Here is a 26,155-nt window from a genome sequence, read left to right on the forward strand (position 1 = left end):
CACCGTCACGTCCAGAGGACCCCCTGTCACACGATCGCCATTCGGCCGACATGAACCCCTCCGTCTCGGGGATGCCCCTGAATCACCCCTGATTGCCTCCTGCACTCTTTTGCGCGGGAGTTGACCGGGGTACGTTCCCGCCCATGCCGATGCGAATGCGGAGAACCCGCGGAGCCCGACTGCCGTACGGAACCCTCGTGGCCGCGGCCACGGCCGCCCTGCTCGCGACCCTGGTCACCCCGGCGGGCGCGGGGCCCGAGCCCTCGGTGCCCCCGGCGTCCGCCGTGCCTGCCGCGTCTTCCGTGAGTTCCGTACGCGAGTCCCGCCCCGTCCACTCCTACGCCGACGCCATCCGCGAGTCCGTCTGGGTCGACACCGGACTCGACGGCGACGGGGACGGGCGCGGCGACCGGGTCGCCGTCGACATCATCAGGCCCCGGGAGCCGGCCGCGGCGGGCCGGAAGATCCCGGTCATCATGGACGCCAGCCCGTACTACGCCTGTTGCGGACGCGGCAACGAGAGCCAGAAGAAGACGTACGACGCCGACGGCAACCCCGTGCAGTTCCCGCTCTTCTACGACAACTACTTCGTCCCGCGCGGCTACGCCTTCGTCGGCGTCGACCTCGCCGGCACCAACCGCTCCGACGGCTGCGACGACGTCGGTGGACGCTCCGACGTCCGGTCCGCCAAGGCCGTCGTCGACTGGCTGAACGGCCGCGCCCGCGGCTACACCACCCGCACGGGCACGGCCAGGGCCGGTGCCACCGGCTGGAGCACCGGCAACGTCGGCATGATCGGCAAGAGCTGGGACGGCACCATCGCCAACGGCGTGGCCGCCACCGGCGTGGAAGGGCTGAAAACGATCGTTCCGATCAGTGCCATCTCGTCCTGGTACGACTACTTCCACTCCCAGGGCGCCCCGCTCTACAACGCCAACCCGAGCTGGCTCTCCGACTACGTGAGCAGCCCCGACGCGAGGGCCCGCTGCGGCGCCGTCCAGGATCGGATCGCCGCGGCCACCCCGTACAGCGGCGACTGGACCCCCGCCTGGAGCGAGCGGGACCACGTGCGGAACGCCTCGAAGGTGAAGGCCAGCGTCTTCGTCGTCCACGGACAGCAGGACCTGAACGTCCGGGCCGACCACTTCGGGAAGTGGTGGGACGCACTCGCCGCGCACGGCGTCGAGCGAAAGATCTGGCTCTCCCAGACCGGCCACGTCGACCCCTTCGACTTCCGGCGCGCCGACTGGGTCCGCACCCTGCACCGCTGGTTCGACCACTACCTGCTCGGATACGACAACGGCATCGACCGCGAGCCGGTCGCCGACATCGAGCGCGCCCCGGACCGCTGGACCACCGACCGGCACTGGCCGCCGCGCGGCACCGCGGCCACCACCCTGCGCCCCGCGCCGGGCGCCGAGTCCGGCGCCGGCATCCTCGGCCGGACGCCCGCCGCCCCCGGCTCCACCGCGACCTTCACCGACGACCCGGGTCTCGGCGAGCTGGACTGGGCCGCCCGCGTCGACTCCGCGACCCCCGAGAAGGCCGGGTTCGTCACCCGCCCGCTCTCCCGCGCCCTGCGGATCTCCGGCTCCTCGAAGGTGACGGTCACGGCCACCCCGACCACCGCCACCGCACACCTCTCCGCCGTCCTCGTCGACCTCGGCCCCGACACGATCCGCGACTACGCGGCGGCGGGCGAGGGCATCACCACGCTGACCGACCGCACCTGCTGGGGTCGGAGCACCCCCGGCGACAGCGCCTGCTTCAAGGAGACCCGGGCCCGCACGACGGACGTCGGGTACACGGTCGTCAGCCGCGGCTGGGCCGACCTCGGGACCTGGGCGGACCCCCGCAAGGAGCGGCCGCTGACCCCCGGCAGGGCGTACACCCTCACCCTGGACCTCGCCGCCACCGACCACGTCGTCCCGGCGGGCCACCGCCTCGCCCTGATCGTCGGCGGCACCGACAAGGACCTGATCGACCCTCCGTCGACCACGCCGACCGTGACTCTCGACCTCAGCCGTACATGGGCGAAGCTGCCCCTGCTCGGCGGCCCGGACGCGTTCGCCAGGGCCACGTCGGGACCGGCCCCCGTTCTGCCCTCGCCCGCCGCCCGGCCCTCCCTGAGCGGCGACGTGCCCCCGGCCGCCGTCACCGGACCGCGCCTTCCCGCGACAGGAGCCGCCCGATGAGACTCCGTACCGCGCACCGGAGTTCGCGCCGCGTGCTCGCCCTCGCGGCGGGCGCAGCCGCCCTCGCCCTGCCGCTCGTCACCGTCCCCGCCAAGGCGGCGGACAGCGCGTCCCCGCGGCCCCTCCCGCGCACCGGATTCGAGACGAGCCACGGTGCCCGGTGGACATCGGAGGCCGAGGAGCGGGAGTTCCTCGCGGCCGTCGACCGGGGGAGCGACCGGGTGTCGCTGCGCACGATCGGCACCACGTCGCAGGGCCGACCGCTGCGGCTCGCCACCCTCGGCTCCGGGCGCACCACCGTGCTCCTCGTCTGCAGCCAGCACGGCGACGAGCCCGCGGGCCGCGAGGCGTGCCTGAGCACGCTCCGCGACCTCTCCTCCGCCCAGGACACGGAGACCCTGCGCTTCCTCGCCCGGACCACCCTCCTCGTCGTCCCCACCGCCAACCCCGACGGACGGGAGGCCGACACCCGGGGCAACGGCGACGGCATCGACGTCAACCGCGACCACATCGCCCTGCGCACCGCCGAGGCCCGGGCCGTGGCCGCCGTCATCCGCGACCGGCACCCCGAAGTCGTCTACGACCTCCACGAGTACGGGGCCACCCCCCGCTACTACGACAAGGACCTGCTCGCCCTCTGGCCCCGCAGCCTCGACGCCGACCCCCACGTCCACGACGAGTCCCGGACGCTCTCGGAGTCCTACGTCCGGCCCGCCGCCGGCCTCGCCGGCTACAGCACCGGCATCTACGGCATCTGGACCGACCCCCTCACCGGCAAGCCGGTCAAGCAGGTCGCGGGCGACGGCCAGGAGCGGATCCTGCGCAACACCGCGGGCATCAAGCACGCGGCGGGCCTGCTCGTCGAGACCCGCGTGGACGCGCTCGACGAGGCCGAGCAGGACGACCCGGCGCGCAACCACCGGCGTCGCGTCGCCACCCAACGGGCCGCTCTGGAAGGCGCGTTCGCCTATGTCGAGGAGCGCCGAGGGCCGCTCACGGCGGTCACCGCCGTCGCCCGGCACCGGGGGTTCGCCGACCGGGGCCCGGTCTTCCTCGGCGGCGCCGACAACGACCCGCCGGAGCCCGGGGAGATCCTCGCCGACCCGCCCTGCGGCTACCGCCTGGACGCCGCGCAGTACGCCGAAGTGGGCGACGAACTCGACCTGCACGGGGTCACCGTCCGGCCGACGGGTGCAGGGGTGTTCGTGCCGCTGCGCCAGTCGCAGCGCACGCTCGTCCCCCTCCTCCTCGACGGGCGCGCGACCTATCACCTCGTCAGTGGGAGTCCCGTGAAGGAATGTTGACGGTCCGGTACCAAGGCCGCGCATTGGCGTGAAACCGACTTCCGGGCGGGTAATGTTACTGGCCGGTATTGACCATGCCTCAAACCGGCGGCCACCGCCGGGAAGTTGGAGAACCACCATGCGCCACACGCTGCCTCTGCGCCGCACCCTGACGGCCGTGCTCACCACGACGCTGCTCGCCGGGGGCGTGCTGCTCGGACAGACCGTCACTGCCGAGCCCGCGGCCGCCGCCAAGATCACCTGCAACATCGACAAGCTGCGGTCCGACGCCCACAAGGAGCGCGTCCGCGCCGCCCAGCTCCGCGGCCTCGGCGCTATGGCGGAGGCCCGCAAGGCCGCCGCCCGCGCCGACGCCCTTGAGCGCCGCGCCCAGCAGTGCCACGACGCGGAGAACAACAACCGCCCGCCGCTCTGGAAGTAGCGGCTCGCGCGGGGCGAGTACGGTCCGAAAAGGCTGTACCCGCCCCGCGGCCGTACCCGGCCCTCAGGCGCTTCCCGGCGCTCGGCCGCTGTCGGCCGCGCGTCGGCCGTGCGTCATCCGCCGACCAGCTCCGCCGCTCGCTCCGCGCAGCCCCAGGCCACCGTCACCCCCGCGCCGCCGTGCCCGTAGTGGTGCACCAGCCGGCCGCCGCCCGGCAGCGGCACCGTCTCGATCCGGACACCGCCCGCCCGAGCGGGCCGCAGGCCCACCCGGTGCCCGAGGACCCGCGCCCCCGCGATCTCCGGCCGCACCCGCGCGCACCGCGCGACGATCGCCGCGGCCGTCACCGGGTCGGCGTCGAGCCGCTCCGCGCCCTCCTCGGCCGTCCCGCCGAGCACAAGACGCCCCGGCTGCGGGAAGAAATACGTCGTCTCGCCCGCCCCGTCGTCCGCCGCCGTGAACCATTCCTCGACGCCCGGATTCTCCACCAGCACCAACTGCCCCCGCACCGGCAGCAGCCCGGCGTCCGGTACGAGCTCCCGCGCGCCGAGCCCCGCGCAGTCGACGACCACCCCCGCCCGCGCCGCCGCCTCCGCGAAGCCGGTGACCGCACGCCGCTCGAAGACCCCGCCCGCCGCCTCGAACCGGCCCCGCAGCCACGCCAGATGGACCGGCATGTCGATGAGCGGCAGCCGCGCCGCGAGACCCACGCCGTACGGTCCCGGGACCTCCTCGGGAGCCAGCTGCCGCAGCCCCGGCACCTCCTTCGCCCACGCGCCCAGGCCGTCCAGGACGACGTCCGCGTGGACCCCGGCCACCCACCGCACCCCCGTCCGCTCCGGATCGGCGGCCAGCTCCCCGTACACCCGGAGCGAGGCGAGCGCCCACGCCCCGGCCTCCGCCGCCGGCTCGATCCGGTACGGCCACCACAGGGCACCCGCCACGGCCGAGGTCGTCGCCGCCACCTCGTCCCGTGACCAGATCCGTACGCGCAGTCCGCGCTCCGCCAGGGTCACCGCCGTCGTCAGCCCCACGACCCCGCCACCCACCACGATCACGTCGCTGTCCATGGCGGGGACCGTACCGGGACCGGGACATTTCCGGGACTCCACAGCCATGGAACGGGACCGGGGCCGGGGAAATACTTCAGGCATGCCGTCCGCGTACACGACCTTCGACCTCACCGGCCCTCACCGCGACACCTCCGATCTCGTGGTCGACGGCAGGCCCCTGCTCCACGTGCTCGACGACGTCGAGGGTGTCGACACCGTCTCGCCCCTGGCCTCGGACCTCCCGCCCACCCTCCGCGCCGAGTCCCTCCGCACGCTGCTCGGCGCCACCGGCCGCCGGATCGTCTACTCCTGCCCCGCGTGCGAGGACCCCGGCTGTGGCGCGGTCACCGCCGTCGTCGAGCGCGACGGCGAGGACGTCGTCTGGCGCGACTTCGCCTGGCAGACCCGCGGCCTCGACGATCCCGTCGACCTGGACCGCGACGGCTACCCGGGCGTCGGCCCGTACCGCTTCCGCGGCGACACCTACCGGGCGGTCCTGCGCCGCCTCCTCGGCGACGACGCGACGGCCGAGCCGCCCGAGCCCGAGCCCCACGGCGTACGGCTCGCCGCCGCCTGACTGACCGGAGCCCGCCCGCCTGACCGGGGCACGTCCGCCTGACCGGAGCCCGCCCGACCGGGGCACACCCACCTAACGAGCCCGCCCGACCGGAGCACGTCCGGCCGGGCGGAGCCGTGCTCCCGCCGTCGCCTAGGATTCGTACCCTCATGACTGCAACCCTCGTCGCCAAGGACCTCGCCGCCGGCCACGGCGAACGCACCCTCTTCGCCGGGCTCGACCTCGTCGTCGCCCCCGGTGACGTCATCGGCCTCGTCGGCGTGAACGGCGCCGGAAAGTCCACCCTGCTGCGGCTGCTCGCCGGGCTCGACACCCCGGAGGAGGGCGAGCTGCGCCTCTCCCCGCCCACCGCGAGCGTCGGCCACCTCCCGCAGGAGCCCGAGCGCCGCGCCGGGGAGACCGTGCGCGAGTTCCTCGCCCGGCGCACCGGCGTCACCGCCGCCCAGACCGCCATGGACGAGGCCACCCAGGGCCTCGTCGACGGCACGCCCGGCGCCGACGACGCTTACGCCGAGACGCTGGACCGCTGGCTGAACCTCGGCGGCGCCGACCTCGACGAGCGCGCCGAGGAGGTCGCCGACTCCCTCGGCCTCACCGTCGGCCTCGACCAGCCGATGACCTCGCTCTCCGGCGGCCAGGCCGCCCGCGCCGGTCTCGCCTCGCTCCTCCTCTCCCGCTACGACGTCTTCCTCCTCGACGAGCCCACCAACGACCTGGACCTCGACGGTCTGGAGCGTCTGGAGACCTTCGTGAAGGGTCTGCGCGCCGGGACGGTCGTCATCAGCCACGACCGCGAGTTCCTCACCCGCACCGTCACCAAGGTCCTCGAACTCGACCTCGCCCAGCAGCAGATCACCCTGTACGGCGGCGGTTACGACGCGTACCTCGACGAGCGCGACACCGCCCGGCGGCACGCGCGCGAGGACTTCGAGGAGTACGCGGGCAAGAAGGCCGCCCTGGAAGCGCGCGGTCACATGCAGCGGTCCTGGATGGACAAGGGCGTCAAGAACGCCCGCCGCAAGGCCACCGACGGCGACAAGCTCGGCCGCAACGCCCGCAGCGAGGCCAGCGAGAAGCAGGCCGCCAAGGCCCGGCAGACCCAGCGCATGATCGAACGCCTCGACGCCGTCGACGAGCCCCGCAAGGAGTGGGAGCTGCGCATGGAGATCGCCACCGCCCCGCGCTCCGGCTCGGTCGTGGCGACCCTGCGCGAGGCCGAGGTGCGCCGCGGCGACTTCGCCTTCGGCCCCGTCACGCTCCAGATCGACTGGGCCGACCGGGTCGCCGTCACCGGCGCCAACGGAGCCGGGAAGTCCACGCTGCTCGCCGCCCTCCTCGGCCGCCTCCCGCTGGACTCCGGCGACACCGTGGTTGGCTCGGGCGTCGTCGTCGGCGAGGTCGACCAGGCTCGCAAGCTCTTCCACGGCACCGAGAAGCTCCTGGAGGCGTTCTGCGCGGCCGTGCCCGACACCGAGCCCGCCGAGGTCCGCACCCTGCTCGCCAAGTTCGGCCTGAAGGCGGAGCACGTCCTGCGGCCCGCGACCACGCTCTCCCCGGGCGAGCGGACGCGTGCCGCGCTCGCGCTGCTCCAGGGCCGGGGCGTGAACCTGCTCGTGCTCGACGAGCCGACCAACCACCTGGACCTGCCGGCGATCGAGCAGCTGGAGTCCGCCCTCGACTCGTACACCGGCACCCTGCTCCTGGTCACCCACGACCGGCGCATGCTCGACGCCGTCCGCACCACCCGCCGCATCGAGGTCGCCGACGGCAAGGTGACCGAGCTCTGATGGGGGACGGACCTCTGACGGCGGACCGAGCCCCGATGGCGACCCCATGACGATCTCCTTCGGCTGGGGGCCCGTCGAGGCACGGGCCCTAGGGGCTGTCTTGCCGAGCGGGCCGGCCCGCTCGGCAAGACACCCCCTCGCCCCGGCGGCCGCCTGCGTCGTCGTGGTCGACTTGCTCTCCTTCACCACGTCCGTCGGCGTCGCGGTCGAGGCCGGCGCGGCCGTCCACCCGTACCGGTGGCGGGACGCGACCGCCGTCGCGTACGCGGAGCGCGTCGGCGCGGCCCTCGCGGTCGGCCGCAGCGAGGCGACCCCCGACCACCCGTGGACGCTCTCCCCGGCCGCCCTGCGCGCCGCCCCGATGCCGTCGCGCCTGGTCCTTCCGTCCCCGAACGGCTCCACGATCGCGGCGGAGGCCGGGGGCGCGACCGTCGTCGCCGCCTCCCTGCGCAACCGCACGGCCGTCGCCCGCTGGCTCGCGGACCGGGGATACGGCTCCGTGGACCGCCCGCTCGCCGTGATCGCCGCCGGCGAGCGCTGGCCCGACGGCTCGCTGCGCCCGGCGCTCGAAGACCTGCTGGGCGCGGGAGCGGTGCTCTCCGCCCTCGCCCGTACGGGTACGGGCGGCACCCCGAGCCCGGAGGCGAGCGCGGCGGCCACGCTGTGGGCGGCGACGCGGGACCCGGTCGCCGCCTTGCACGGCTGCGACTCGGGCCGTGAACTGTACGAGTACGGCTTTCCGCAGGACGTGGCCGTGGCCGCCGAGATCGACAGCTCGACGACCGTCCCCGTCCTCGTGGACGGTGCATTCCAGGAGGCAGCACCATGACCGACCTACTGACCCGGCTGACCGAGATGCTGGACGATCTCGACGCGGACGTCGACGAGACGATCGACCTCGCCGACGAGATCGCCGCCTCGGGCGACGCCGGTCTCCTGCCCCGCCTCCAGGCGGAGCTGGACCGCGCCCTCACCGACCGGAACGCCTACGCCCGTGAACTCCTCGGCGGAGTCCTCGCAGCCATCGGCGGCCCGGACGCCCTCCCGGCCCTGATCCGCGCCTCGGCCGTCGACCTCGGCGACGACCAGGACGGCCTGGCCGCCGAGATCGTCGACCTGGTCCAGTCGGACCCGAACGCCGCCGGCCGTGCTCTCCGGCCCCTGACGGAGGACGACGACCTCTCCGTCGCCAACCGCGCCGAGTGGGCGCTGCGCTTCGTGCCGTAAAGGCAACCACGCGCGACGAGGCCGCGACCCGGTGGGGTCGCGGCCTCGGTCGTTCCCTCAGGGGGCCGATGCGGATCGGCCCCCTGCCTTCTACTTGCGCCTGCCGCCGCCCTCGCCCAGGAGACCGGCCTTGCGCAGGGCGTCCGCCATCGCGCTGTTGCCCGGAGCCGGGGCCGACGCGCGGTCACGGCCGCCCCTCTCGTCCCGGCCGCCTCGGTCGTTCCGCCGGCCACCGCCGGTCCCGCCGTTACTGCCGCCGCCCTGGCGCTGCTGCGGCGGACGGCCACCCCGGTCGGTCCGCTCCCCGCGCTCGCCGCGCTGGGGAGCACCGCCCGGCGCGTCCGTGCCCGCCTCGTCGTCCAGGCGCAGGGTCAGCGAGATCCGCTTGCGCGGGATGTCGACGTCCATGACCTTGACCTTGACCACGTCGCCGGGCTTCACGACGTCACGCGGGTCCTTGACGAAGGTCTTCGACATCGCCGACACGTGCACCAGACCGTCCTGGTGCACGCCGATGTCGACGAACGCCCCGAAGGCGGCCACGTTCGTGACGACCCCCTCCAGGACCATCCCCGACGCCAGGTCGCCGATCTTCTCGACGCCCTCCTTGAAGGTGGCCGTCTTGAACGCCGGTCGCGGGTCGCGGCCCGGCTTCTCCAGCTCGCGCAGGATGTCCGTCACCGTCGGGAGACCGAAGGTCTCGTCGACGAAGTCGTCGGCGCGCAGCGAGCGCAGCGTGCCCGTGTCACCGATCAGCGCCGCGACCTGGCCGCCCGTCGTCTTCGCCATCCGGCGCACCACCGGGTACGCCTCCGGGTGCACCGCCGAGGAGTCCAGCGGGTCGTCGCCGCCCCGGATGCGCAGGAAGCCCGCGCACTGCTCGTACGCCTTCGGGCCGAGCCGGGCCACGTCCTTCAGTGCCTTGCGGGAACGGAACGGGCCGTTGGCGTCCCGGTGCGCGACGATGTTCTCCGCGAGACCGGAGCTGATTCCGGAGACCCGCGAAAGCAGCGGCGTAGAGGCGGTGTTGACGTCGACGCCGACGCCGTTCACGCAGTCCTCGACCACGGCGTCCAGCGAGCGCGAGAGCTTCACCTCGGCCAGGTCGTGCTGGTACTGGCCGACGCCGATCGACTTCGGGTCGATCTTCACGAGCTCCGCCAGCGGGTCCTGGAGCCGCCGCGCGATCGACACGGCGCCGCGCAACGACACGTCGAGATCCGGGAGTTCCTGCGAGCCGAAGGCGGAGGCCGAGTAGACCGAGGCGCCGGCCTCCGAGACCATCACCTTGGTCAGGTTCAACTCCGGGTGCTTGGCGAGCAGTTCGGCCGCCAGCTTGTCGGTCTCCCGAGAGGCCGTGCCGTTGCCGATCGCGACCAGCTCGACCGCGTGCTGCTTCGCGAGGCGCGCCAGCCTGTCGAGCGCCTGGTCCCACTTGTTGGCGGGGACGTGCGGGTAGATCGTGTCGGTGGCCACGACCTTGCCGGTCGCGTCGACGACGGCGACCTTCACGCCCGTACGGAAACCGGGGTCGAGGCCGAGCGTCGCCCGGGTGCCGGCCGGCGCGGCGAGCAGCAGGTCGCGCAGGTTGGCCGCGAAGACCCGGACCGCCTCGTCCTCGGCGGCGGTCCGCAGCCGCAGCCGCAGGTCGATCCCGAGGTGCACCAGGATGCGGGTCCGCCAGGCCCAGCGGACGGTGTCCTGGAGCCACTTGTCGCCGGGGCGCCCCCGGTCGGCCACGCCGAAGCGGTGCGCGACGATCGCCTCGTACGAGGAAGGGCCGGGCGTCTCGGACGGCTCCTCCGGCTCCAGATCCAGGCTGAGGACGTCCTCCTTCTCACCGCGTAGCATGGCGAGCACCCGGTGCGAGGGCAGCGCCGTGAACGGCTCGGCGAAGTCGAAGTAGTCGGCGAACTTCGCTCCCGCTTCCTCCTGCCCCTGCCTGACCTTCGCGGCCAGCCGGCCCCGGCCCCACATGCGCTCGCGCAGCTCGCCGATCAGGTCGGCGTCCTCGGAGAACTTCTCGGTGAGGATCGCCCGCGCGCCCTCCAGGGCCGCGGCGGTGTCCGCCACACCCTTGTCCGCGTCCACGAAGGCGGCCGCGGCGGCCGTCGGCTCCACCGAGGGGTCGCCGAGCAGCCCCTCCGCCAGCGGGGTCAGCCCTGCCTCGCGGGCGATCTGGGCCTTCGTCCTGCGCTTCGGCTTGAAGGGCAGGTAGATGTCCTCCAGGCGCGCCTTGGTGTCGGCGGCCCGGATCCGGGCCTCGAGGTCCTCCGTCAGCTTGCCCTGCTCGCGTACCGAGTCGAGGACCGCCGACCGGCGGTCCTCCAGCTCGCGCAGATAGCGCAGCCGCTCCTCCAGGGTGCGGAGCTGCGCGTCGTCGAGCATCTCCGTCGCTTCCTTGCGGTAGCGCGCGATGAACGGCACGGTCGAACCGCCGTCGAGCAGCTCGACGGCCGCCTTCACCTGTCGCTCGCGTACGCCGAGTTCCTCGGCGATCCTTGCTTCGATGGACGTCGTCACGGTGTCCCGACTCGCCTTCTCGTGCCTCAAGCTTGCGAGTGCATTGTGCCGGGTCGGTCACCCGGATGCGGCAACCGACCCGTCCCGCGCGCGTCCCCGCGCCCGCGTCAGCCCTGACCGGCCCCGCTCAGTCCTTGCCGACGAGGTCCGCGGGGAAGGCGCCCGCGACCGCCGCCGTGACCAGGAAGCCGCGCCCCAGCTCGGTGAGCCGCTCGACGCCCGCAGCGCCGAGGTGCTCGTACGGGGCGGAGTCCAGCCGGTCGGTCCGCTCCTCCAGCTCGCCGCGGAGGGCCGTACCCGCCTCGGTGAGCTCGCCGTCGGCGTCGAGGAGCCCGCGCCCGCGCAGCCGCTCGGTCGCCGCCTCCCAGTCGGCGCGCTTCCAGCCGCGCGAGCCGAGCACCCAGCGCGGGGCCATGCCCTTGCCGGTGGCGGTGTGGGAGACGAGGGCCTCGACGGGGTCGAGTCCGACGGTGAGGAGGGCCGCGAGGTGGCCGTCGCCCCGGTGCTCGCGCAGCAGCGTGGCGGCGTACCAGTAGGCGAGGTGCGGGGCCTCCGGCACCGGCAGGTCCGCGTGGGCCGAGTAGAGCGGCCGGGCGTGCCGGGTGCAGGCCTCCGTGGCGCGCAGGGCGAGCACCGCCGCCTCGGCCATCTCCGGGGAGGAGACGGTGTCCTCGCCCAGGAGCCGGCGCAGGGTCGCGTCGGCGGTGCGCAGCCGCGCGTCCAGGACGTCGGCGGGGGAGGCGATGTCCCAGACGGCGGGGAGGTGCCGGGCGAGCAGCTCGTGGTTGTAGTTGTAGAAGGTCGCGGCGACCGTGCCCGCGCCCACCGCGCCGAGCGCGGCGCTCCGCGCGGCGAGCCGCATCGCGCTCTGGTCGGTGAAGCCGAGCGCGCTGAACTCGCGGTCCAGGTCGGGCGAGAAGTAGAGCGTGGAGTGCAGCGGGTTGAGGGCGTTGTGGCAGCGGCGTCCGGCGCGCGGCGGCAGGGCAGTCGTCATGGACCGAAGGTTACCGACTGGTCGGTACGACGGGAAAGGGGACGACCGGACACGTTCCGCCCGATGGCAGGAAAGGTGGGGTACGCGTCGTTGCGGACGCCGCCCGAGCCGCCGAGGATGGAGGACATGACGCAGCGACATGTACTCGTCGTCCTCTTCGACGGCGTGCAGAGCCTCGACGTCACCGGCCCCTTCGAGGTGTTCGCCGGTGCCGGCTGGGCCGCCGGGGACCCCTCCGCGTACACGATCCGCACCGCGTCCCTCGACGGCGGTCCGGTCCGTACGCACAGCGGACTGCGGCTGCTCCCCGACACGACCCTCGCCGAGGCGGTCGCCGACGGCGTCCCGCACACCCTGGTCGTCCCCGGCGGCGAGGGCACACGGGAACCCGACCCCGCCCTGATCGACTGGCTGCGCACGCACGCCCCGGACGCCGGACGCCTGGTCTCCGTCTGCACGGGGGCGCTGCTCCTCGCCGAGGCCGGACTCCTCGACGGACACCGGGCGACGACCCACTGGATCGCCTGCGACCACCTCGCGCGCCGCTACCCCGAGGTCGAGGTGGACCCGGACCCCATCTTCGTCCGGGACGGACGGCTCTCCACCTCCGCCGGTGTCACCGCGGGCATCGACCTCGCGCTCGCCCTGGTGGAGGAGGACCTCGGCCGGGACGTGGCCCTCACCGTCGCCCGCCACCTGGTCGTCTTTCTGCGCCGCCCCGGCAACCAGGCCCAGTTCAGCGCCCAGCTGGCCGCCCAGACCGCCCGCCGGGAGCCGCTGCGCGACCTCCAGCAGTGGATCACCGAGCATCCCGGCGGGGACCTCTCGGTGGAGGCGCTCGCCGCCCGCGCCCGGCTCTCGCCCCGCCACTTCGCCCGGGCCTTCCGGGCGGAGACCGGCACGACCCCCGGCCGCTACGTCGACCGCGTACGGCTCGAACACGCCCGCCGCCTCCTGGAGGAGACCACCCGCGGAGTCGAGGAGGTCTCCCGCGCCTCGGGCTACGGCACGTCCGAGGCGATGCGCCGCGCCTTCACCAAGGCCCTCGGCACCGCGCCCGCCGACTACCGCCGCCGCTTCCACGCACCAGCCCACCGCATCGACTGACCCATCGACCGAAAGGGACCACCATGCAGATCGCCGTCCTGCTCTACGCAGGCTTCACCACGCTCGACGCCGTCGGCCCGTACGAGCTCCTCGCCCGCCTCCCCGGCGCCGAGACCGTCTTCGTGGCCAAGGAGACCGGTCCCGTCCGCAACGACCAGGGCAGCCTCGCCCTCGTCGCCGACAAGACGCTCGCCGAGGTCCCGCGCCCGGACATCGTCCTGGTCCCCGGCGGCCCCGACTCCCGGGAGGTCATGAACGACCCGGAGATCCGGGACTGGCTCCGCACCGCCGACGAGACCAGCACCTGGACCACCTCGGTCTGCACCGGCTCGCTGATCCTCGCCTCGGCGGGCCTGCTCAAGGACCGCCGTGCGACGACGCACTGGCTCGCCTTCGACGAGCTGCGGGCCCTCGGCGTCGAGCCCACCGGCGAGCGGGTCGTCTTCGACGGCAAGTACGTCACCGCGGCCGGGGTCTCGTCCGGCATCGACATGGCGCTGCACCTGCTGGGCCGGATCGCCGGCGACGAGACCGCCCAGACGATCCAGCTGCTCACCGAGTACGACCCGCAGCCGCCGTACGACGCGGGATCGCCGGAGAAGGCGCCGGCCGAGATCGTGGCGCGCTGGCGGGGCGAGAGGGTGGAGACCCTCGGCCGGTAGGGCCGGGTCGGGGCCGGGGCCTGGGTCGTCCCCAGGTTCAGGTCCCGTACGTGAAGCGGGGCGCGCGGCGCTCCAGGAAGGCGGCGACTCCCTCCGCGGTGTCGCCGCTGCCGCGCGCCTGCTCCGTCCAGTGGTCGTCCCGGTCCGTCCGCCCGTCGGCGAACTCCTTGGCCGCGGCCTGGGTCAGCAGCGAGCGCGAGGCGAGGACCCGGACGAACTCGGCCACCCGCTTGTCCAGTTCGCCCGCCGGGTGCACCTCGTCCACGAACCCGGTCCGCAGAGCCCGCTCGGTGTCCATCAACTCGCCGGAGAACAGCAGGTACTTGGCGGTCGAGGGGCCCACGAGGGCGGTCAGCCTGCGGGTCGACGAGGACGGGTAGACGATGCCGAGCTTCGAGGGGGTGATCCCGAAGCGGGCGCCCTCCTCGGCGAAGCGCAGATCGCACGCGGCGGCGAGCTGGCTGCCGCCCCCGACACAGAAGCCCCGGACGGCCGCGAGCGTCGGCTTGGGGAACGCCGCGAGCGCCTCCTCGGCCCGTACCGCGAGACTCCGCTGCTCGTCACCGGGCTCCCGCAGCGCCGAGATGTCCGCCCCGGCGCAGAAGGTGTCGCCCTCGCCGGTCAGGACCAGGGCCCGCACCGCGCGGTCGGTGGCCAGCCGGTCCAGCACACCGGGCAGCGCGCGCCACATGGCGGCGCTCATCGCGTTGCGCTTGGCGGGGTTGGCGATGACGACGGTGGCGACCCCGTCCGTGACGCTGGCCTTCAGCTGCGGCTCCATGCGCCGGATGCTATCCGCCGCGCCCGGAGGCGCGATCAGGAAGGGGTGCCCCGAGGGAGACGCCACGGGGCGGAGGGCGCCCACCGTCGGGGGCCTTCAGAAAGCGCGCAGGATCTGTCGCACAACTGACGTTGGCATACCCACCCGATCAGAAGGTGGCCGATAAGTGTCGACTTCTGGTCAGTAGGCCGGTCCGCCCGCGCGCATTGCCAAGACTCGATCCGTGGCGAGAATCGAGCACGAGGGTGGGAACCGGACCGTGGAGACCCACGGAGGTGTACCCACCCGGTCACCGTCCTACGAAGGAGTCTGGCGCTTCACCGCACCCGCGGTCGACGTCTCCGTCCCGCAGGCCCGGCACGCCGTACGCGACCTGTTGGTCCGCCAGGGAGTCCCTGTCCATGAGGAGATCATGGACGGCCTGCTGCTGATCGTCTCCGAGCTGGTCACCAACGCCGTGCGGCACGCGGCGCTGCTGTCGCCGGAGATAGCGGTGGAGGTCGCGATCGGCCCCGAGTGGATCCGGGTGTCCGTCGAGGACAACCACCCGTACCGCCCCAAGGCGCTGGTGGCGGACTACGGGCAGACCGGGGGCCGCGGACTGCTCCTGGTCCGGGAGGTCGCCCAGGAGGCCGGCGGAGCCTGCGACGTCGAGCACACGGCGAGCGGCGGCAAGATCATCTGGGCGGCGCTGCCCCTGGCCCCGATGGCACCGGGGCCGGGGGGCGCGTCCCACGAGCCGATGGTCACCAGCCCCCGGACGGACCCGTCAGCTCCCTGACGGCCGGACGCGCCGCGTCGAGCACCGTCATGAACCAGGCGGAGAACGGCGCGGCGGCGTGCCGCTCGGCCAGCTCGGCGGCCGTCACGAACGCGGTCTCCCCGATCTCCTCCGGGTCCGGCCGCGGTTCGGCCTGCACGAGGCCGACGAAGAGGTGGTTGAACTCCTGCTCCACCAGGCCCGAGGCCGGGTCCGGGTGGTTGTAGCGGACGGTGCCCGCCTCGGCGAGCAGCGTCGGCGAGACGCCGAGCTCCTCGAAGGTCCGCCGGGCGGCCGCCGCGAACGGCGCCTCGCCCGGGTAGGGATGCCCGCAGCAGGTGTTGGACCAGACGCCGGGGGAGTGGTACTTGCCGAGCGCCCGCCGCTGGAGCAGCAGCCGGCCGGACTCGTCGAAGAGGAAGACGGAGAAGGCGCGGTGCAACTGACCCGGCGCCTGGTGGGCGGCGAGCTTCTCCGCCGTGCCGATGGTCGTCCCGTCCTCGTCGACCAGTTCGAGCATGATCGGCGCCGGTGCTCCGGACGGCTGGACGCCGTTCGACGTGATCTCCGGCGAGATCTGAGCCGCTGTGGCTGGTGTGGTCGGCATACCCGTCCTTCGCTTCGGTCCTCGGCCCGGTGGGGCAACCCCAGTCTGCCGTACAAAAGCGGCTTGTCCGCACTTCGTCGGCCGGACGTCGCCGCTCCCGCCGCGCCGGAGTGCACCGGCGCGGCGGGAGCGGAGGGACCTCAGGAGGCCGTCACACCCCGAAAGCAGCCGGATAGACGAGCGTGCCCGACAAGGCGGGCTCGGATCCGTCCAGGACGAGCGCCATCATGGCCTCGTCCGGAACCTCGAAACCTGGCTTGATTCCATACGCGGACGCCTGTACGAACCCGAACCGTGGGTAGTACTCCGGATGGCCCAGGACGAGGACGAGCCGCTCTCCGCGCAGCCGCGCCGCGTCGAGCACCGCCCGGACGACGGCCTGCCCGGCCCCCCTCCGCTGGTACTCCGGAGCCACCGAGACCGGCGCGAGCGCCGCCGCGGGGGCGCCGCCCACCCGGCAGCGGGTGATCAGGGCGTGCGCCGCGATCGAGCCGTCCGGGGCCTCCGCCACGTACGACAGACCGGGCAGCCAGGCGTCGGCGTCCAGCCGGAGGGCGTCGACCAGATCGGCCTCTCCCCCCGACGGCAGGTCCGCCGACCCGAAGGCCGCCGACACGACCCGCCGGACCGCCGGGGCGTCCGCGGCGGTCTCCTCGCGGACGCGCCAGCGCGGATCGGCCGGCCGCAGGACGAAACCGGCGTAGCCGTAGTCACCGCCGTGCACGCGCCGCAGGGAGATCTCGGTGCGCGCCCCGGCCACGGCCTCGGCCATGCCCGGCACGGTGGTGTCGGCCGCCTCGGCGCGCGCGGAGAGCGGGACGTAGTACTCGTCCCAGTCGCTCTCCGGCTGCGGGACGGTGCCGACGACGTGATAGCCGGCCTCGACCGCCGCCGCCGCGTTCCCGGCGACGGTACGGAGCGGGTAGTGCTCCTCCCAGAAGGCGCGGGCCACAAGGCCCGGCTCCTCGGTGGTCCACACGCACTCGGTGAGCACGAGCGCGCCGCCCGGTGCGAGCAGCCTGCGCCACTCGGCCAGGGCCCGGTCGAAGCCGAGCACGAAGACCGAGCTCTCGGCCCAGACCAGGTCGAAGGAGCCGTCGGGGAAGGGCAGTGCGCCCATGTCGGCGCGGACGGTGCGGATCGAACCGTCGAGCCCGCGCGCGGCCGCTGAGTCCCGCAGCTCGGCGAGGAACGGCTCGTGGGTGTCGACGGCGGTCACCTCGGCTCCCGCCTCGGCGGCCAGGAGCAGCGCGGAACGGCCCGGGCCGCAGCCCAGGTCGAGCACGCGCGGACGCTCCGGAAACCTCCCCCTACGCCCCTGGGGGGAGTGGGAGGACCCCCACGCGAGCGCGAGGAGCCGACGGGTGGTGGTGTCGGAGCCGGGGCCCTGCCGCGGAAGACCGTGGTGCAGGGCGAAGAAGGAGTCGTACAAAGCGTTGTCGGACAACGTGGGAAGCCCTTGTGTGAGAGGGCCCCGGCCGACGACGTGACGTACCGGTGGGAAGACCGGGATCAGGTCAGCCGGTGACCCGGGAGCTGAAGCTGGACCGGGCGCTGCCGCACTGGGCAGCCTCCATCGCGACGGTCATCAACCTCAGCCCCTCTCCACACGTGTACGTACGTGGAGCCTAACAGTCCCCTGATCTCAGAGGCAGAGCTTCGCCTCGTGCTGTGCGTGCCCGGCCGGCTCCAGCTGGAAGGTGCAGTGCTCCACGTCGAAGTGGGAGCCCAGGCACCCCTGGAGGTCGTGCAGCATCTTCTCGTGCCCGACCGAGTCCAGCGCGCCCTGGTCCACCACGACGTGGGCCGAGAGCACCGGCATGCCCGAGGTGATCGTCCAGGCGTGCAGGTCGTGGACGTCCTCGACGCCCGGCAGCGCCAGTATGTGGGCCCGTACCTCCGCCATGTCGACGCCCTTGGGCGCCGCCTCCAGGAGCACGTCCAGCGTCTCGCGCAGCAGCTTGACCGTGCGGGGCACGATCATCAGGCCGATCACGATGGAGGCGATCGGGTCGGCGTACTGCCAGCCCGTGGCGATGATGATGCCGGCCGCGACGATCACCGTCACCGAGCCGAGGGCGTCCGCGAGCACCTCCAGATACGCCCCGCGCACGTTGAGGCTGTCCTTCTGGCCCCGGGCGAGCAGGGAGAGGGAGATCATGTTGGCCACCAGGCCGACCACGGCGAAGGCGATCGCCAGACCGCCCTTGGTCTCGGCGGGCTCGACGAACCGCTGGATCGCCTCGTACAGCACGTAACCGCCGACGACGAGCAGCAGCAGACAGTTGGCGAGCGCCGCCAGGATCTCGGCCCGGGCGAATCCGAAGGTGCGGTTCCCGGAGGGCGGCCGGTTGGCGAAGTGGATCGCGAGCAGCGCCATCGCGAGGCCGACGGCGTCCGTCGCCATGTGGGCCGCGTCGGCGATCAGCGCGAGCGAGTCCGCGACCACACCGCCGATGATCTCGATCACCATCACGGAGAGCGTGATGCCGAGCGCGATCCGCAGTCGGTTCTTGTACGCGGCCCCAGCGGTGCCCGTGGGCGGCGCTCCGCCGTGACTGTGCCCGTGGTCGTGTCCAGCCCCCATGAGATGGCCTCCCGATCGAGTCGTTCCGTCTGCCCCAAGTGGCAAGTGAACTACGGGTGGGGGGTATGTGCAACACGGTACTGAACACCGTTGTCATATGCTCTGACCTGCGGTGATGCCAGCACGACCGGCCATGGCGGGAACTGGTCGGCAGTGGCCCCGCACGGCGGGCGCCGCCAGGACCCCCGGGCCGGACCACCACTCGTCCGGGCCGATCTCCCCAGGGCCTCTCGCACCCGTGCGGCCACGGGTGGGCCCGGGGGAGTCCGGCCCGCGAAGCCTCGGTGAACTCACGCTCCGTTCATCCGATAGCCTCAGCCGACGTGCCGCCGCCCGGCGCCGGGCCGCGCCGCCGCGCCCCGGGCCGCCACGGCCCGCAGGCCCCTCGTCAGCTCCAAGGAGTGAGTTCGTCTGTCGACCGCCATCCTCACCGGCCCGCCGGCACCCGGATCCTCGCTCGACGCTGATCTGCGGTCGCTCGGCTTCGACGTCCGGATCGCCACCGGCGCCGAGGAGACCGGCGCCGTGCTGGCAGCCGTCCCGGCGGACGAGCGCGTCGCGCTCGTCGACCCCCGGTTCGTCGGTCATGTGCACGCCCTGCGTCTCGCCCTCACCGACCCCCGGTTCCCGGCCGCGGCCACGACCGGCGCGCTCTCCGCGCAGAGCGAGGCCCGCCCCGCGCTCAGCCGCGCCCTGACCGCCGCGACCGCCGTGACCGTGCCCGCGGGGTCCTCCGACGCTGACCGCCCCGCCGACGACCTCACCGGCACCCTCGCCGACGCGCTCGACGCCGACGGCGTCGCCGTGCACCGGCCCCAGCTCGGCACCCTCGTCGCCACCGTGCCCGCCGACGCCGAGGCCCGCCACGAGGCGCGCGCCGCCGTCGCCGCCGTCGACGAGGAAGCCGTACGCCTCCGCTCGGCGGTCAAGGCCCAGGACGGCTTCTTCACCACCTTCTTCGTCAGCCCGTACTCGCGCTACATCGCCCGCTGGTGCGCGCGCCGCGGCCTGACCCCCAACCAGGTCACCACCGCGTCGCTGCTCACCGCGCTGATCGCGGCCGGCTGCGCGGCGACCGGCGAGCGCGGCGGCTACGTCGCCGCCGGAATCCTCCTCCTCGTCTCCTTCGTCCTCGACTGCACCGACGGGCAGATCGCCCGCTACGCGCTGCGGTACTCGACGCTGGGCGCCTGGCTCGACGCGACCTTCGACCGCGCCAAGGAGTACGCCTTCTACGCGGGCCTCGCCCTCGGCGCCGCCCGCGACGGCGATGACGTCTGGGCCCTCGCGCTCGGCGCCATGGTCCTCATGACCTGCCGGCACGTCGTGGACTTCTCGTTCTACGAGGCCACCTACGACGCCACGGCGAGCAAGAGCCCCTCCGCCGCCCTCTCCGGCCGGCTCGACAGCGTCGGCTGGACCGTCTGGGCCCGGCGGATAATCATCCTGCCGATCGGTGAGCGCTGGGCGATGATCGCCGTCCTCACCGCCGTCACCAGCCCCCGGATCGTCTTCTGGGCGCTGATCGCCGGCTGTGCGTTCGCCGCCTGCTACACCACCGCGGGCCGCGTCCTGCGCTCCGTGACCCGTAAGGCGAACAGGACGGACCGGGCCGCCCAGGCCCTCGCCGACCTCGCGGACTCCGGCCCGCTCGCCCGGATCGCGGGCCGGATCTTCGGCGGCTTCGGATCCGGGCTGCCCCCCGGCTTCGTCCTCGCGCTGCTCGCCACGGGAACGCTGCTCGCCTCCGTCCTCGGCCGTCCCTTCGGGGACGCGCAGACCGTCGTCGCCGCGGCCCTGTACGTGATGTTCGCCGGCGCGGCCGTCAACCGCCCCCTCAAGGGCGCCCTGGACTGGCTCGTCCCCCCGCTCTTCCGTGCCGCCGAGTACACCACCGTCCTCGTGCTCGCCGCCCGCTCCGACTCCGCGCACGCCCTTCCGGCGGCGTTCGGGCTGGTCGCGGCGGTCGCCTACCATCACTACGACACGGTCTACCGCATACGCGGTGGCACCGGCGCGCCGCCCACGTGGCTGGTGCGCGTCACCGGCGGACACGAGGGGCGCACGCTCCTCGTGGTCGCCCTCGCCGCCCTCCTGGCGGACCGCGGTGACGACTTCACCCTGGCACTGGCCGCCCTCGCGGTCGCCGTCGCGCTCGTGGTGCTCGTGGAGTCCATCCGTTTCTGGGTCTCCTCCGGAGCACCCGCCGTTCACGACGAAGGAGAAACAGCATGATCGGCCTCGTACTGGCAGCCGGTGCCGGACGCCGTCTGCGCCCCTACACCGACACCCTTCCGAAGGCCCTCGTGCCTGTCGACGGCGAGACCACCATCCTCGACGGGACGCTGAAGAACTTCGCGGAGATCGGCCTCACCGAGGTCGCGATCGTCGTCGGCTACCGCAAGGAGGCCGTCTACGCCCGCAAGGAGGCCCTGGAGGCGAAGTACGGCCTCACCATCACCCTCGTCGACAACGACAAGGCCGAGGAGTGGAACAACGCCTACTCCCTGTGGTGCGCCCGTGAGGTCCTCAAGCGCGGTGTGATCCTCGCCAACGGCGACACGGTCCACCCGGTCTCCGTCGAGGAGACCCTCCTCGCCGCCCGCGGCAACGGCCAGAAGATCATCCTCGCCCTCGACACGGTGAAGAGCCTCGCCGACGAGGAGATGAAGGTCATCACCGCCGAGGGCAAGGGCGTCCAGCGCATCACCAAGCTGATGGACCCGGCCACCGCCACCGGCGAGTACATCGGCGTCACGCTGATCGAGGCCGAGGCCGCCGAGGAGCTCGCCGACGCCCTCAAGGCCACCTTCGAGCGCGACCCCGACCTCTACTACGAGGACGGCTACCAGGAGCTCGTCAACCGCGGCTTCACCGTCGACGTGGCCCCCATCGGCGACGTCAAGTGGGTCGAGATCGACAACCACGACGACCTCGCGAAGGGCCGTGAGATCGCGTGCCAGTACTGACCCGGCTGATCCCGTCGCCGGTCGTCGTCGACATCCGCCGAGGAGCGCTGGACGACCTGTCCGCGCTCCTCGCGGACCAGCGGATCTCCAGCAACGGCAAGATCGCCGTCGCCATCAGCGGCGGCTCGGGCCTGAAACTGCGTGACCAGTTCGCGCCCGAGCTCCCGGGCGCGGACTGGTACCCGGTCTCCGGCGGCACCATCGACGAGGCCGTGAAGCTCGCCGACGCCATGCGCGGCAAGCGGTACGACGCCGTCGTCGCTCTCGGTGGCGGCAAGATCATCGACGTGACGAAGTACGCGGCGGCCCGGGTCGGCCTGCCGCTGGTGGCCATCGCCACCAACCTGTCGCACGACGGCATCTGCTCGCCGGTGTCCACGCTGGACAACGACAACGGACGCGGCTCGTACGGTGTGCCGACCCCGATCGCGCTGGTCATCGACCTCGACGTGATCCGGGACGCCCCGGTGCGCTTCGTCCGCTCCGGCATCGGCGACGCGATCTCGAACCTCTCCGCCATCGCGGACTGGGAGCTGTCGCACGAGCAGACGGGCGAGCCCGTCGACGGTCTCGCGGCCGCCATGGCGCGCAGCGCCGGCGAGGCCGTGCTCCGCCACCCCGGCGGGGTCGGCGACGACGACTTCCTCGTCACGCTCTCCGAGGGCCTGGTGATGTCCGGCATCGCCATGTCCATCAGCGGCGACACGCGCCCCTCCTCGGGCGCCTGCCACGAGATCAGCCACGCCTTCGACCTGCTCTTCCCGACGCGGGCCGCGAGCCACGGCGAGCAGTGCGGTCTCGGCGCGGCCTTCGCCATGCACCTGCGCGGTGCCCAGGAGGGCTCCGCGCTGATGGTCGAGACCCTGCGCCGGCACGGGCTGCCCGTGCTGCCGGAGGAGATGGGCTTCAGCGTGGACGAGTTCGTCCAGGCGGTGTCCTTCGCCCCGCAGACCCGGCCGGGACGCTTCACCATCCTGGAACACCTCGACCTGTCCGACGACGAGATCAGGGACGCGTACGCCGACTATGCAAAAGCCATCGGTAGCTGAGCTCCGACCGGTCGTCCACCCTCCGGGTGTGAAGGACCGGCGGAGCGGTGAGCACTGGGGCGGCCGCCTGTACATGCGAGAGATCTCGCTGCGGATCACCCGGCGGCTGGTGACCACGAAGGTCACGCCCAACCAGCTGACCTACCTGATGACCGTCTTCGGCGTGCTCGCCGCCCCGGCCCTCCTCGTGCCGGGCATCACGGGCGCCGTCCTCGGCGTCGTGATGGTCCAGATGTACCTGCTGCTCGACTGCGTCGACGGCGAGGTGGCCCGCTGGAAGAAGCAGTTCTCGCTTCAAGGCGTCTGGCTGGACCGGGTCGGCGCGTACCTGTGCGACGCGGCGGTCCTCGTCGGCTTCGGCCTGCGCGCCGCCGACCTGTGGGGCGAGGGCCGGATCGACTGGCTGTGGGCCTTCCTCGGGACCCTCGCCGCCCTCGGCGCGATCCTGATCAAGGCCGAGACCGACCTCGTCGGCGTCGCCCGGCACCAGGGCGGACTCCCGCCGGTCAAGGAGACGGCCTCCGAGCCGCGCTCCTCCGGCATGGCGCTGGCCCGCAAGGCCGCCGCCGCGCTCAAGTTCCACCGGCTGATCCTGGGCATCGAGGCCTCCTTCCTGATCCTGGCCCTCGCGATCCTGGACCAGGTCCGGGGCGACCTCTTCTTCTCCCGGCTCGGCGTCGCGGTGCTCTGCGGCATCGCCCTGCTCCAGACCGTTCTGCACCTGGTGTCGATCCTGGTCTCCAGCAGGCTGAAGTGAGGCCGGCCGTGAGTTCTCCGCTCAAGGTGGGTGCCGTCGTCATCACGATGGGCAACCGCCCCGACGACCTGCGCGCGCTGATCGACTCGGTCGCCAAGCAGGAGGGCGACCCCGTCGAGGTCGTCGTCGTCGGGCAGGGCACCCCGGTCACCGGGGTGCCCGGCTGGGTCAGGACCGTCGACCTGCCGGAGAACCTCGGCATCCCCGCCGGCCGTAACGTCGGCATCGAGGCCTTCGGGCCGGGCGGCACCGACGTCGACGTCCTGCTCTTCCTCGACGACGACGGGCTGCTCGCCCACACCGACACCGCGGAGCTGGTCCGGCAGGCCTTCACGGCCGACCCGCGGCTCGGCATCATCAGCTTCCGCATCGCCGACCCCGAGACCGGGATCACCCAGCGCCGGCACGTGCCGCGGCTGCGCTCCGCCGACCCGATGCGCTCCTCGCGGGTGACGACCTTCCTCGGCGGCGCCAACGCCGTCCGGACCAAGGTCTTCGCCGAAGTGGGCGCTCTCCCGGGGGAGTTCTTCTACGCGCACGAGGAGACCGATCTCGCCTGGCGCGCGCTCGACGCCGACTGGATGATCGACTACCGTTCCGACATGGTGCTGTTGCACCCCACTACCGCACCTTCCCGCCACGCCTCGTACCACTTCAACGTGGCCCGTAACCGAGTGTGGTTGGCACGTCGCAATCTGCCCGCGCCCCTGGTGCCGGTGTATCTCGGCGTCTGGCTGCTGCTCACCCTGGCACGTCGGCCCTCGCCCTCCGCGCTCAAGGCGTGGTTCGGCGGTTTCCGCGAAGGGTGGACGACTCCCTGCGGGCCGCGCCGCCCGATGAGGTGGCGTACGGTGTGGCGGCTGACCCGGCTGGGTCGCCCCCCGGTCGTCTGACATCGTGGTACCGACGTGCCGCGCATCTTGAACACGAAAGTTTCGACTGTGAGTGACACACACCAGGGCGGGGCGGTCGCGACGAGCGCGCCCCCGTCCGTCGACGAGGGCCTGGCCCCGGCCGAGCTGGCCGCGAAGTACGGTCTCGCGGTCAGCGGCGCCCGGCCCGGGCTGTTCGAGTACGTACGCGAGCTGTGGAGCCGCCGCCACTTCATCCTGGCCTTCTCCTCGGCCAAGCTGACCGCCCAGTACAGCCAGGCCAAGCTGGGCCAGGTGTGGCAGGTGGCGACCCCGCTGCTCAACGCCCTGGTCTACTACCTGATCTTCGGGCTGATCCTGGGCGCCGGACAGGGGATGACCAAGGAGGTCTACATCCCCTTCCTGGTCACCGGCATCTTCGTGTTCACCTTCACCCAGAGCTCGGTCATGGCCGGCGTCCGGGCGATCTCGGGGAACCTCGGCCTCGTCCGGGCCCTGCACTTCCCGCGGGCCAGCCTCCCGATCTCCTTCTCGCTCCAGCAGCTCCAGCAGCTGCTGTTCTCGATGATCGTCCTCGTGGCGATCGTGCTCTCCTTCGGCAGCTACCCCTCCCTCCGGTGGCTGCTGGTGATCCCGGCGCTCTTCCTGCACTTCGTGTTCAACGTGGGACTCGCCATGATCGTGGCCAGGATGGGCTCCAAGACCCCCGACCTCGCCCAGCTGATGCCGTTCATCATGCGGACCTGGATGTACGCCTCCGGCGTCATGTTCTCGATCCCGGTGATGCTCGCCGACAAGCCGGCCTGGATCGCCGACATCCTCATGTACAACCCGGCGGCGGTCTACATGGACCTGATCCGCTTCGCCCTCATCGACGGCTACGGCGCGCAGAACCTTCCGGACCACGTCTGGATGACCGCCCTCGGCTGGGCCCTGGCCGTCGGTGCCGGCGGTTTCGTCTACTTCTGGAAGGCCGAGGAGAGGTACGGCCGTGGCTGACCCGAACCCGAGCAACGTCCCCACCGTCATCTGCGACGACGTCCACATCGTCTACCGGGTCAACACCGGCGGCGGAGGCAAGGGCAGCGCCACCGCGGCGCTCAGCCGGATCGTCGGCCGCGGCAAGGCCGAGGTCACCCGCGGCGTCCGCAAGGTCCACGCCGTCCGCGGCGTCACCTTCACCGCGTACCGGGGCGAGGCCATCGGCCTCATCGGTTCCAACGGCTCCGGCAAGTCCACGCTGCTGCGCGCCGTCGCCGGACTGCTCCCCACCGAGAGCGGCAAGGTCTACACCGACGGCCAGCCGTCCCTCCTGGGCGTCAACGCGGCCCTCATGAACGACCTGACGGGCGAGCGCAACGTCATCCTCGGCGGCCTCGCCATGGGCATGAGCCGCGAGGAGGTGCGCGCCCGGTACGACGGCATCGTCGACTTCTCCGGCATCAACGAGAAGGGCGACTTCATCAGCCTGCCGATGCGCACGTACTCCTCCGGCATGGGCGCCCGGCTCCGCTTCGCCATCGCGGCGGCCAAGAACCACGACGTCCTCCTCATCGACGAGGCGCTCGCGACGGGCGACCGCAAGTTCCAGATCCGCTCCGAGGAGCGCATCCGCGAGCTGCGCAAGGAGGCCGGCACGGTCTTCCTGGTCAGCCACAGCAACAAGTCCATCCGGGACACCTGCGACCGGGTGCTCTGGCTGGAGAAGGGGCAGCTCCTGATGGACGGCCCCACGGACGAGGTCCTCAAGGCGTACGAGCGGGAGACCGCTCGCTAGCGGCATCCCGACCCTGTGGAGGAACCCCTACCGGAGTCACCCGGTAGGGGTTCCTCCGCCCTCCCGTCGCCCACCACCACCCTTGCCGGAAGGTGCTGCGCACCAGCCCCCTTCTTCTCCGCGCGTCGCTGCGCCACCTGGAATGTT

At 72.9% G+C, this 26,155-nt stretch carries 24 protein-coding genes; 17 read left to right on the plus strand and 7 right to left on the minus strand.

Annotated elements, in window-relative coordinates; genetic code table 11:
* Positions 1 to 143 precede the first annotated feature (143 nt).
* The 3 genes from ACFWWU_RS19525 to ACFWWU_RS19535 all read left to right on the plus strand — a co-directional run bounded on the left by ACFWWU_RS19525 (position 144) and on the right by ACFWWU_RS19535 (position 3,920).
* Positions 144 to 2,195, plus strand: coding sequence for a Xaa-Pro dipeptidyl-peptidase (locus ACFWWU_RS19525; protein WP_384146891.1), 2,052 nt, complete (start codon positions 144 to 146; stop codon positions 2,193 to 2,195).
* Positions 2,192 to 3,499 (plus strand): M14 family metallocarboxypeptidase, encoded by a 1,308-nt coding sequence (locus ACFWWU_RS19530; protein WP_384146894.1) that lies wholly within the window; start codon positions 2,192 to 2,194, stop codon positions 3,497 to 3,499. Before ACFWWU_RS19525 ends, ACFWWU_RS19530 begins: the two co-directional genes overlap by 4 nt.
* 118 nt (positions 3,500 to 3,617) lie before the next feature.
* Positions 3,618 to 3,920: a hypothetical protein gene (locus ACFWWU_RS19535; protein ID WP_384146897.1), complete on the plus strand. Its 303-nt coding sequence runs from the start codon at positions 3,618 to 3,620 to the stop codon at positions 3,918 to 3,920.
* Between the two features lie 113 nt (positions 3,921 to 4,033).
* Here the strand turns inward: ACFWWU_RS19535 and ACFWWU_RS19540 are convergent, their stop codons facing one another.
* The gene (locus ACFWWU_RS19540; protein ID WP_384146900.1) at positions 4,034 to 4,990 is read right to left on the minus strand and encodes an NAD(P)/FAD-dependent oxidoreductase; all 957 of its coding nucleotides are present in this window, start codon (positions 4,988 to 4,990) and stop codon (positions 4,034 to 4,036) included.
* A gap of 82 nt (positions 4,991 to 5,072) precedes the next feature.
* Between ACFWWU_RS19540 and ACFWWU_RS19545 the strand changes: the two genes are divergently transcribed.
* The 4 genes from ACFWWU_RS19545 (at position 5,073) to ACFWWU_RS19560 (ending at position 8,563) form a co-directional block, all read left to right on the plus strand.
* Positions 5,073 to 5,549 (plus strand): hypothetical protein, encoded by a 477-nt coding sequence (locus ACFWWU_RS19545; RefSeq protein WP_384146903.1) that lies wholly within the window; start codon positions 5,073 to 5,075, stop codon positions 5,547 to 5,549.
* A gap of 149 nt (positions 5,550 to 5,698) precedes the next feature.
* Positions 5,699 to 7,336, plus strand: a complete 1,638-nt coding sequence (locus ACFWWU_RS19550) for an ABC-F family ATP-binding cassette domain-containing protein (RefSeq protein ID WP_384146906.1) — start codon at positions 5,699 to 5,701, stop codon at positions 7,334 to 7,336.
* 100 nt (positions 7,337 to 7,436) lie between these two features.
* Positions 7,437 to 8,165, plus strand: coding sequence for a 2-phosphosulfolactate phosphatase (locus tag ACFWWU_RS19555; protein ID WP_384146909.1), 729 nt, complete (start codon positions 7,437 to 7,439; stop codon positions 8,163 to 8,165).
* Positions 8,162 to 8,563: a hypothetical protein gene (locus ACFWWU_RS19560; RefSeq protein ID WP_384146912.1), complete on the plus strand. Its 402-nt coding sequence runs from the start codon at positions 8,162 to 8,164 to the stop codon at positions 8,561 to 8,563. The genes ACFWWU_RS19555 and ACFWWU_RS19560 overlap by 4 nt, the downstream gene beginning before the upstream one ends.
* A gap of 90 nt (positions 8,564 to 8,653) precedes the next feature.
* Here ACFWWU_RS19560 and ACFWWU_RS19565 read toward each other — a convergent pair whose 3' ends face one another.
* Both ACFWWU_RS19565 and ACFWWU_RS19570 read right to left on the minus strand, forming a co-directional pair.
* Complete coding sequence (locus ACFWWU_RS19565) at positions 8,654 to 11,086, minus strand: Tex family protein (protein WP_384146915.1); 2,433 nt, start codon at positions 11,084 to 11,086, stop codon at positions 8,654 to 8,656.
* 127 nt (positions 11,087 to 11,213) lie between these two features.
* Complete coding sequence (locus ACFWWU_RS19570; RefSeq protein WP_384146917.1) at positions 11,214 to 12,080, minus strand: hypothetical protein; 867 nt, start codon at positions 12,078 to 12,080, stop codon at positions 11,214 to 11,216.
* A 126-nt stretch (positions 12,081 to 12,206) separates the two neighbouring features.
* Here ACFWWU_RS19570 and ACFWWU_RS19575 point away from each other — a divergent pair, with 126 nt between their 5' ends.
* Both ACFWWU_RS19575 and ACFWWU_RS19580 read left to right on the plus strand, forming a co-directional pair.
* Entirely contained in the window at positions 12,207 to 13,187 is a 981-nt protein-coding gene (locus ACFWWU_RS19575; protein ID WP_384146920.1) for a GlxA family transcriptional regulator, read from the plus strand.
* Between the two features lie 23 nt (positions 13,188 to 13,210).
* Complete coding sequence (locus ACFWWU_RS19580) at positions 13,211 to 13,849, plus strand: DJ-1/PfpI family protein (RefSeq protein ID WP_384146923.1); 639 nt, start codon at positions 13,211 to 13,213, stop codon at positions 13,847 to 13,849.
* Between the two features lie 37 nt (positions 13,850 to 13,886).
* On the opposite strand, the gene ACFWWU_RS19585 is transcribed toward ACFWWU_RS19580, so the two are convergent.
* A complete protein-coding gene (locus ACFWWU_RS19585; RefSeq protein WP_384146926.1) occupies positions 13,887 to 14,630 on the minus strand; it encodes an enoyl-CoA hydratase/isomerase family protein in 744 nt (247 codons plus the stop codon).
* Between the two features lie 259 nt (positions 14,631 to 14,889).
* On the opposite strand from ACFWWU_RS19585, the gene ACFWWU_RS19590 reads away from it, so the two are divergent.
* Entirely contained in the window at positions 14,890 to 15,411 is a 522-nt protein-coding gene (locus tag ACFWWU_RS19590; RefSeq protein ID WP_384147239.1) for an ATP-binding protein, read from the plus strand.
* On the opposite strand, the gene idi is transcribed toward ACFWWU_RS19590, so the two are convergent.
* From idi to ACFWWU_RS19605, 3 genes are all read right to left on the minus strand, one after another.
* Complete coding sequence (idi, locus tag ACFWWU_RS19595; protein ID WP_384146929.1) at positions 15,377 to 15,997, minus strand: isopentenyl-diphosphate Delta-isomerase; 621 nt, start codon at positions 15,995 to 15,997, stop codon at positions 15,377 to 15,379. The genes ACFWWU_RS19590 and idi overlap by 35 nt on opposite strands.
* Positions 15,998 to 16,148: 151 nt before the next feature.
* Positions 16,149 to 17,444 carry a bifunctional class I SAM-dependent methyltransferase/N-acetyltransferase gene (locus ACFWWU_RS19600; protein ID WP_384146932.1) on the minus strand — a complete coding sequence of 432 codons (1,296 nt, stop codon included), beginning with the start codon at positions 17,442 to 17,444 and terminating at the stop codon, positions 16,149 to 16,151.
* Positions 17,445 to 17,642: 198 nt separating this feature from the next.
* Positions 17,643 to 18,584, minus strand: coding sequence for a cation diffusion facilitator family transporter (locus ACFWWU_RS19605; protein WP_329620243.1), 942 nt, complete (start codon positions 18,582 to 18,584; stop codon positions 17,643 to 17,645).
* 411 nt (positions 18,585 to 18,995) lie between these two features.
* Here ACFWWU_RS19605 and ACFWWU_RS19610 point away from each other — a divergent pair, with 411 nt between their 5' ends.
* Genes ACFWWU_RS19610 through ACFWWU_RS19640 form a run of 7 tightly spaced genes read left to right on the plus strand, consistent with a single transcriptional unit; the run spans position 18,996 to position 26,008 of the window.
* A complete protein-coding gene (locus ACFWWU_RS19610) occupies positions 18,996 to 20,819 on the plus strand; it encodes a DUF5941 domain-containing protein (RefSeq protein ID WP_384147240.1) in 1,824 nt (607 codons plus the stop codon).
* Positions 20,816 to 21,553, plus strand: coding sequence for a sugar phosphate nucleotidyltransferase (locus ACFWWU_RS19615; RefSeq protein ID WP_056646974.1), 738 nt, complete (start codon positions 20,816 to 20,818; stop codon positions 21,551 to 21,553). The genes ACFWWU_RS19610 and ACFWWU_RS19615 overlap by 4 nt, the downstream gene beginning before the upstream one ends.
* The gene (locus ACFWWU_RS19620; RefSeq protein WP_384146937.1) at positions 21,541 to 22,602 is read left to right on the plus strand and encodes an iron-containing alcohol dehydrogenase family protein; all 1,062 of its coding nucleotides are present in this window, start codon (positions 21,541 to 21,543) and stop codon (positions 22,600 to 22,602) included. The genes ACFWWU_RS19615 and ACFWWU_RS19620 overlap by 13 nt, the downstream gene beginning before the upstream one ends.
* Positions 22,580 to 23,359 carry a CDP-alcohol phosphatidyltransferase family protein gene (locus tag ACFWWU_RS19625; RefSeq protein WP_384146940.1) on the plus strand — a complete coding sequence of 260 codons (780 nt, stop codon included), beginning with the start codon at positions 22,580 to 22,582 and terminating at the stop codon, positions 23,357 to 23,359. The genes ACFWWU_RS19620 and ACFWWU_RS19625 overlap by 23 nt, the downstream gene beginning before the upstream one ends.
* Before the next feature lie 47 nt (positions 23,360 to 23,406).
* Positions 23,407 to 24,252 carry a glycosyltransferase family 2 protein gene (locus ACFWWU_RS19630; protein WP_384147241.1) on the plus strand — a complete coding sequence of 282 codons (846 nt, stop codon included), beginning with the start codon at positions 23,407 to 23,409 and terminating at the stop codon, positions 24,250 to 24,252.
* 48 nt (positions 24,253 to 24,300) lie between these two features.
* On the plus strand, positions 24,301 to 25,230 hold the full coding sequence (locus ACFWWU_RS19635) for an ABC transporter permease (RefSeq protein WP_317600873.1): 930 nt from the start codon (positions 24,301 to 24,303) through the stop codon (positions 25,228 to 25,230).
* Entirely contained in the window at positions 25,223 to 26,008 is a 786-nt protein-coding gene (locus ACFWWU_RS19640; RefSeq protein ID WP_329620239.1) for an ABC transporter ATP-binding protein, read from the plus strand. The genes ACFWWU_RS19635 and ACFWWU_RS19640 overlap by 8 nt, the downstream gene beginning before the upstream one ends.
* Positions 26,009 to 26,155 lie beyond the last annotated feature (147 nt).

Source organism: Streptomyces sp. NPDC058650 (assembly GCF_042717315.1).
Classification (GTDB): domain Bacteria; phylum Actinomycetota; class Actinomycetes; order Streptomycetales; family Streptomycetaceae; genus Streptomyces.

Bases quoted from the DNA above. Each gene is read 5' to 3' on its own strand.
- ACFWWU_RS19525 (WP_384146891.1), top strand. From the start codon at position 144: ATGCCGATGCGAATGCGGAGAACCCGCGGAGCCCGACTGCCGTACGGA.
- ACFWWU_RS19530 (WP_384146894.1), top strand. From the start codon at position 2,192: ATGAGACTCCGTACCGCGCACCGGAGTTCGCGCCGCGTGCTCGCCCTC.
- ACFWWU_RS19535 (WP_384146897.1), top strand. From the start codon at position 3,618: ATGCGCCACACGCTGCCTCTGCGCCGCACCCTGACGGCCGTGCTCACC.
- ACFWWU_RS19540 (WP_384146900.1), bottom strand. From the start codon at position 4,990: ATGGACAGCGACGTGATCGTGGTGGGTGGCGGGGTCGTGGGGCTGACG.
- ACFWWU_RS19545 (WP_384146903.1), top strand. From the start codon at position 5,073: ATGCCGTCCGCGTACACGACCTTCGACCTCACCGGCCCTCACCGCGAC.
- ACFWWU_RS19550 (WP_384146906.1), top strand. From the start codon at position 5,699: ATGACTGCAACCCTCGTCGCCAAGGACCTCGCCGCCGGCCACGGCGAA.
- ACFWWU_RS19560 (WP_384146912.1), top strand. From the start codon at position 8,162: ATGACCGACCTACTGACCCGGCTGACCGAGATGCTGGACGATCTCGAC.
- ACFWWU_RS19570 (WP_384146917.1), bottom strand. From the start codon at position 12,080: ATGACGACTGCCCTGCCGCCGCGCGCCGGACGCCGCTGCCACAACGCC.
- ACFWWU_RS19575 (WP_384146920.1), top strand. From the start codon at position 12,207: ATGACGCAGCGACATGTACTCGTCGTCCTCTTCGACGGCGTGCAGAGC.
- ACFWWU_RS19580 (WP_384146923.1), top strand. From the start codon at position 13,211: ATGCAGATCGCCGTCCTGCTCTACGCAGGCTTCACCACGCTCGACGCC.
- ACFWWU_RS19585 (WP_384146926.1), bottom strand. From the start codon at position 14,630: ATGGAGCCGCAGCTGAAGGCCAGCGTCACGGACGGGGTCGCCACCGTC.
- idi (WP_384146929.1), bottom strand. From the start codon at position 15,997: ATGCCGACCACACCAGCCACAGCGGCTCAGATCTCGCCGGAGATCACG.
- ACFWWU_RS19605 (WP_329620243.1), bottom strand. From the start codon at position 18,584: ATGGGGGCTGGACACGACCACGGGCACAGTCACGGCGGAGCGCCGCCC.
- ACFWWU_RS19615 (WP_056646974.1), top strand. From the start codon at position 20,816: ATGATCGGCCTCGTACTGGCAGCCGGTGCCGGACGCCGTCTGCGCCCC.
- ACFWWU_RS19625 (WP_384146940.1), top strand. From the start codon at position 22,580: ATGCAAAAGCCATCGGTAGCTGAGCTCCGACCGGTCGTCCACCCTCCG.
- ACFWWU_RS19630 (WP_384147241.1), top strand. From the start codon at position 23,407: ATGGGCAACCGCCCCGACGACCTGCGCGCGCTGATCGACTCGGTCGCC.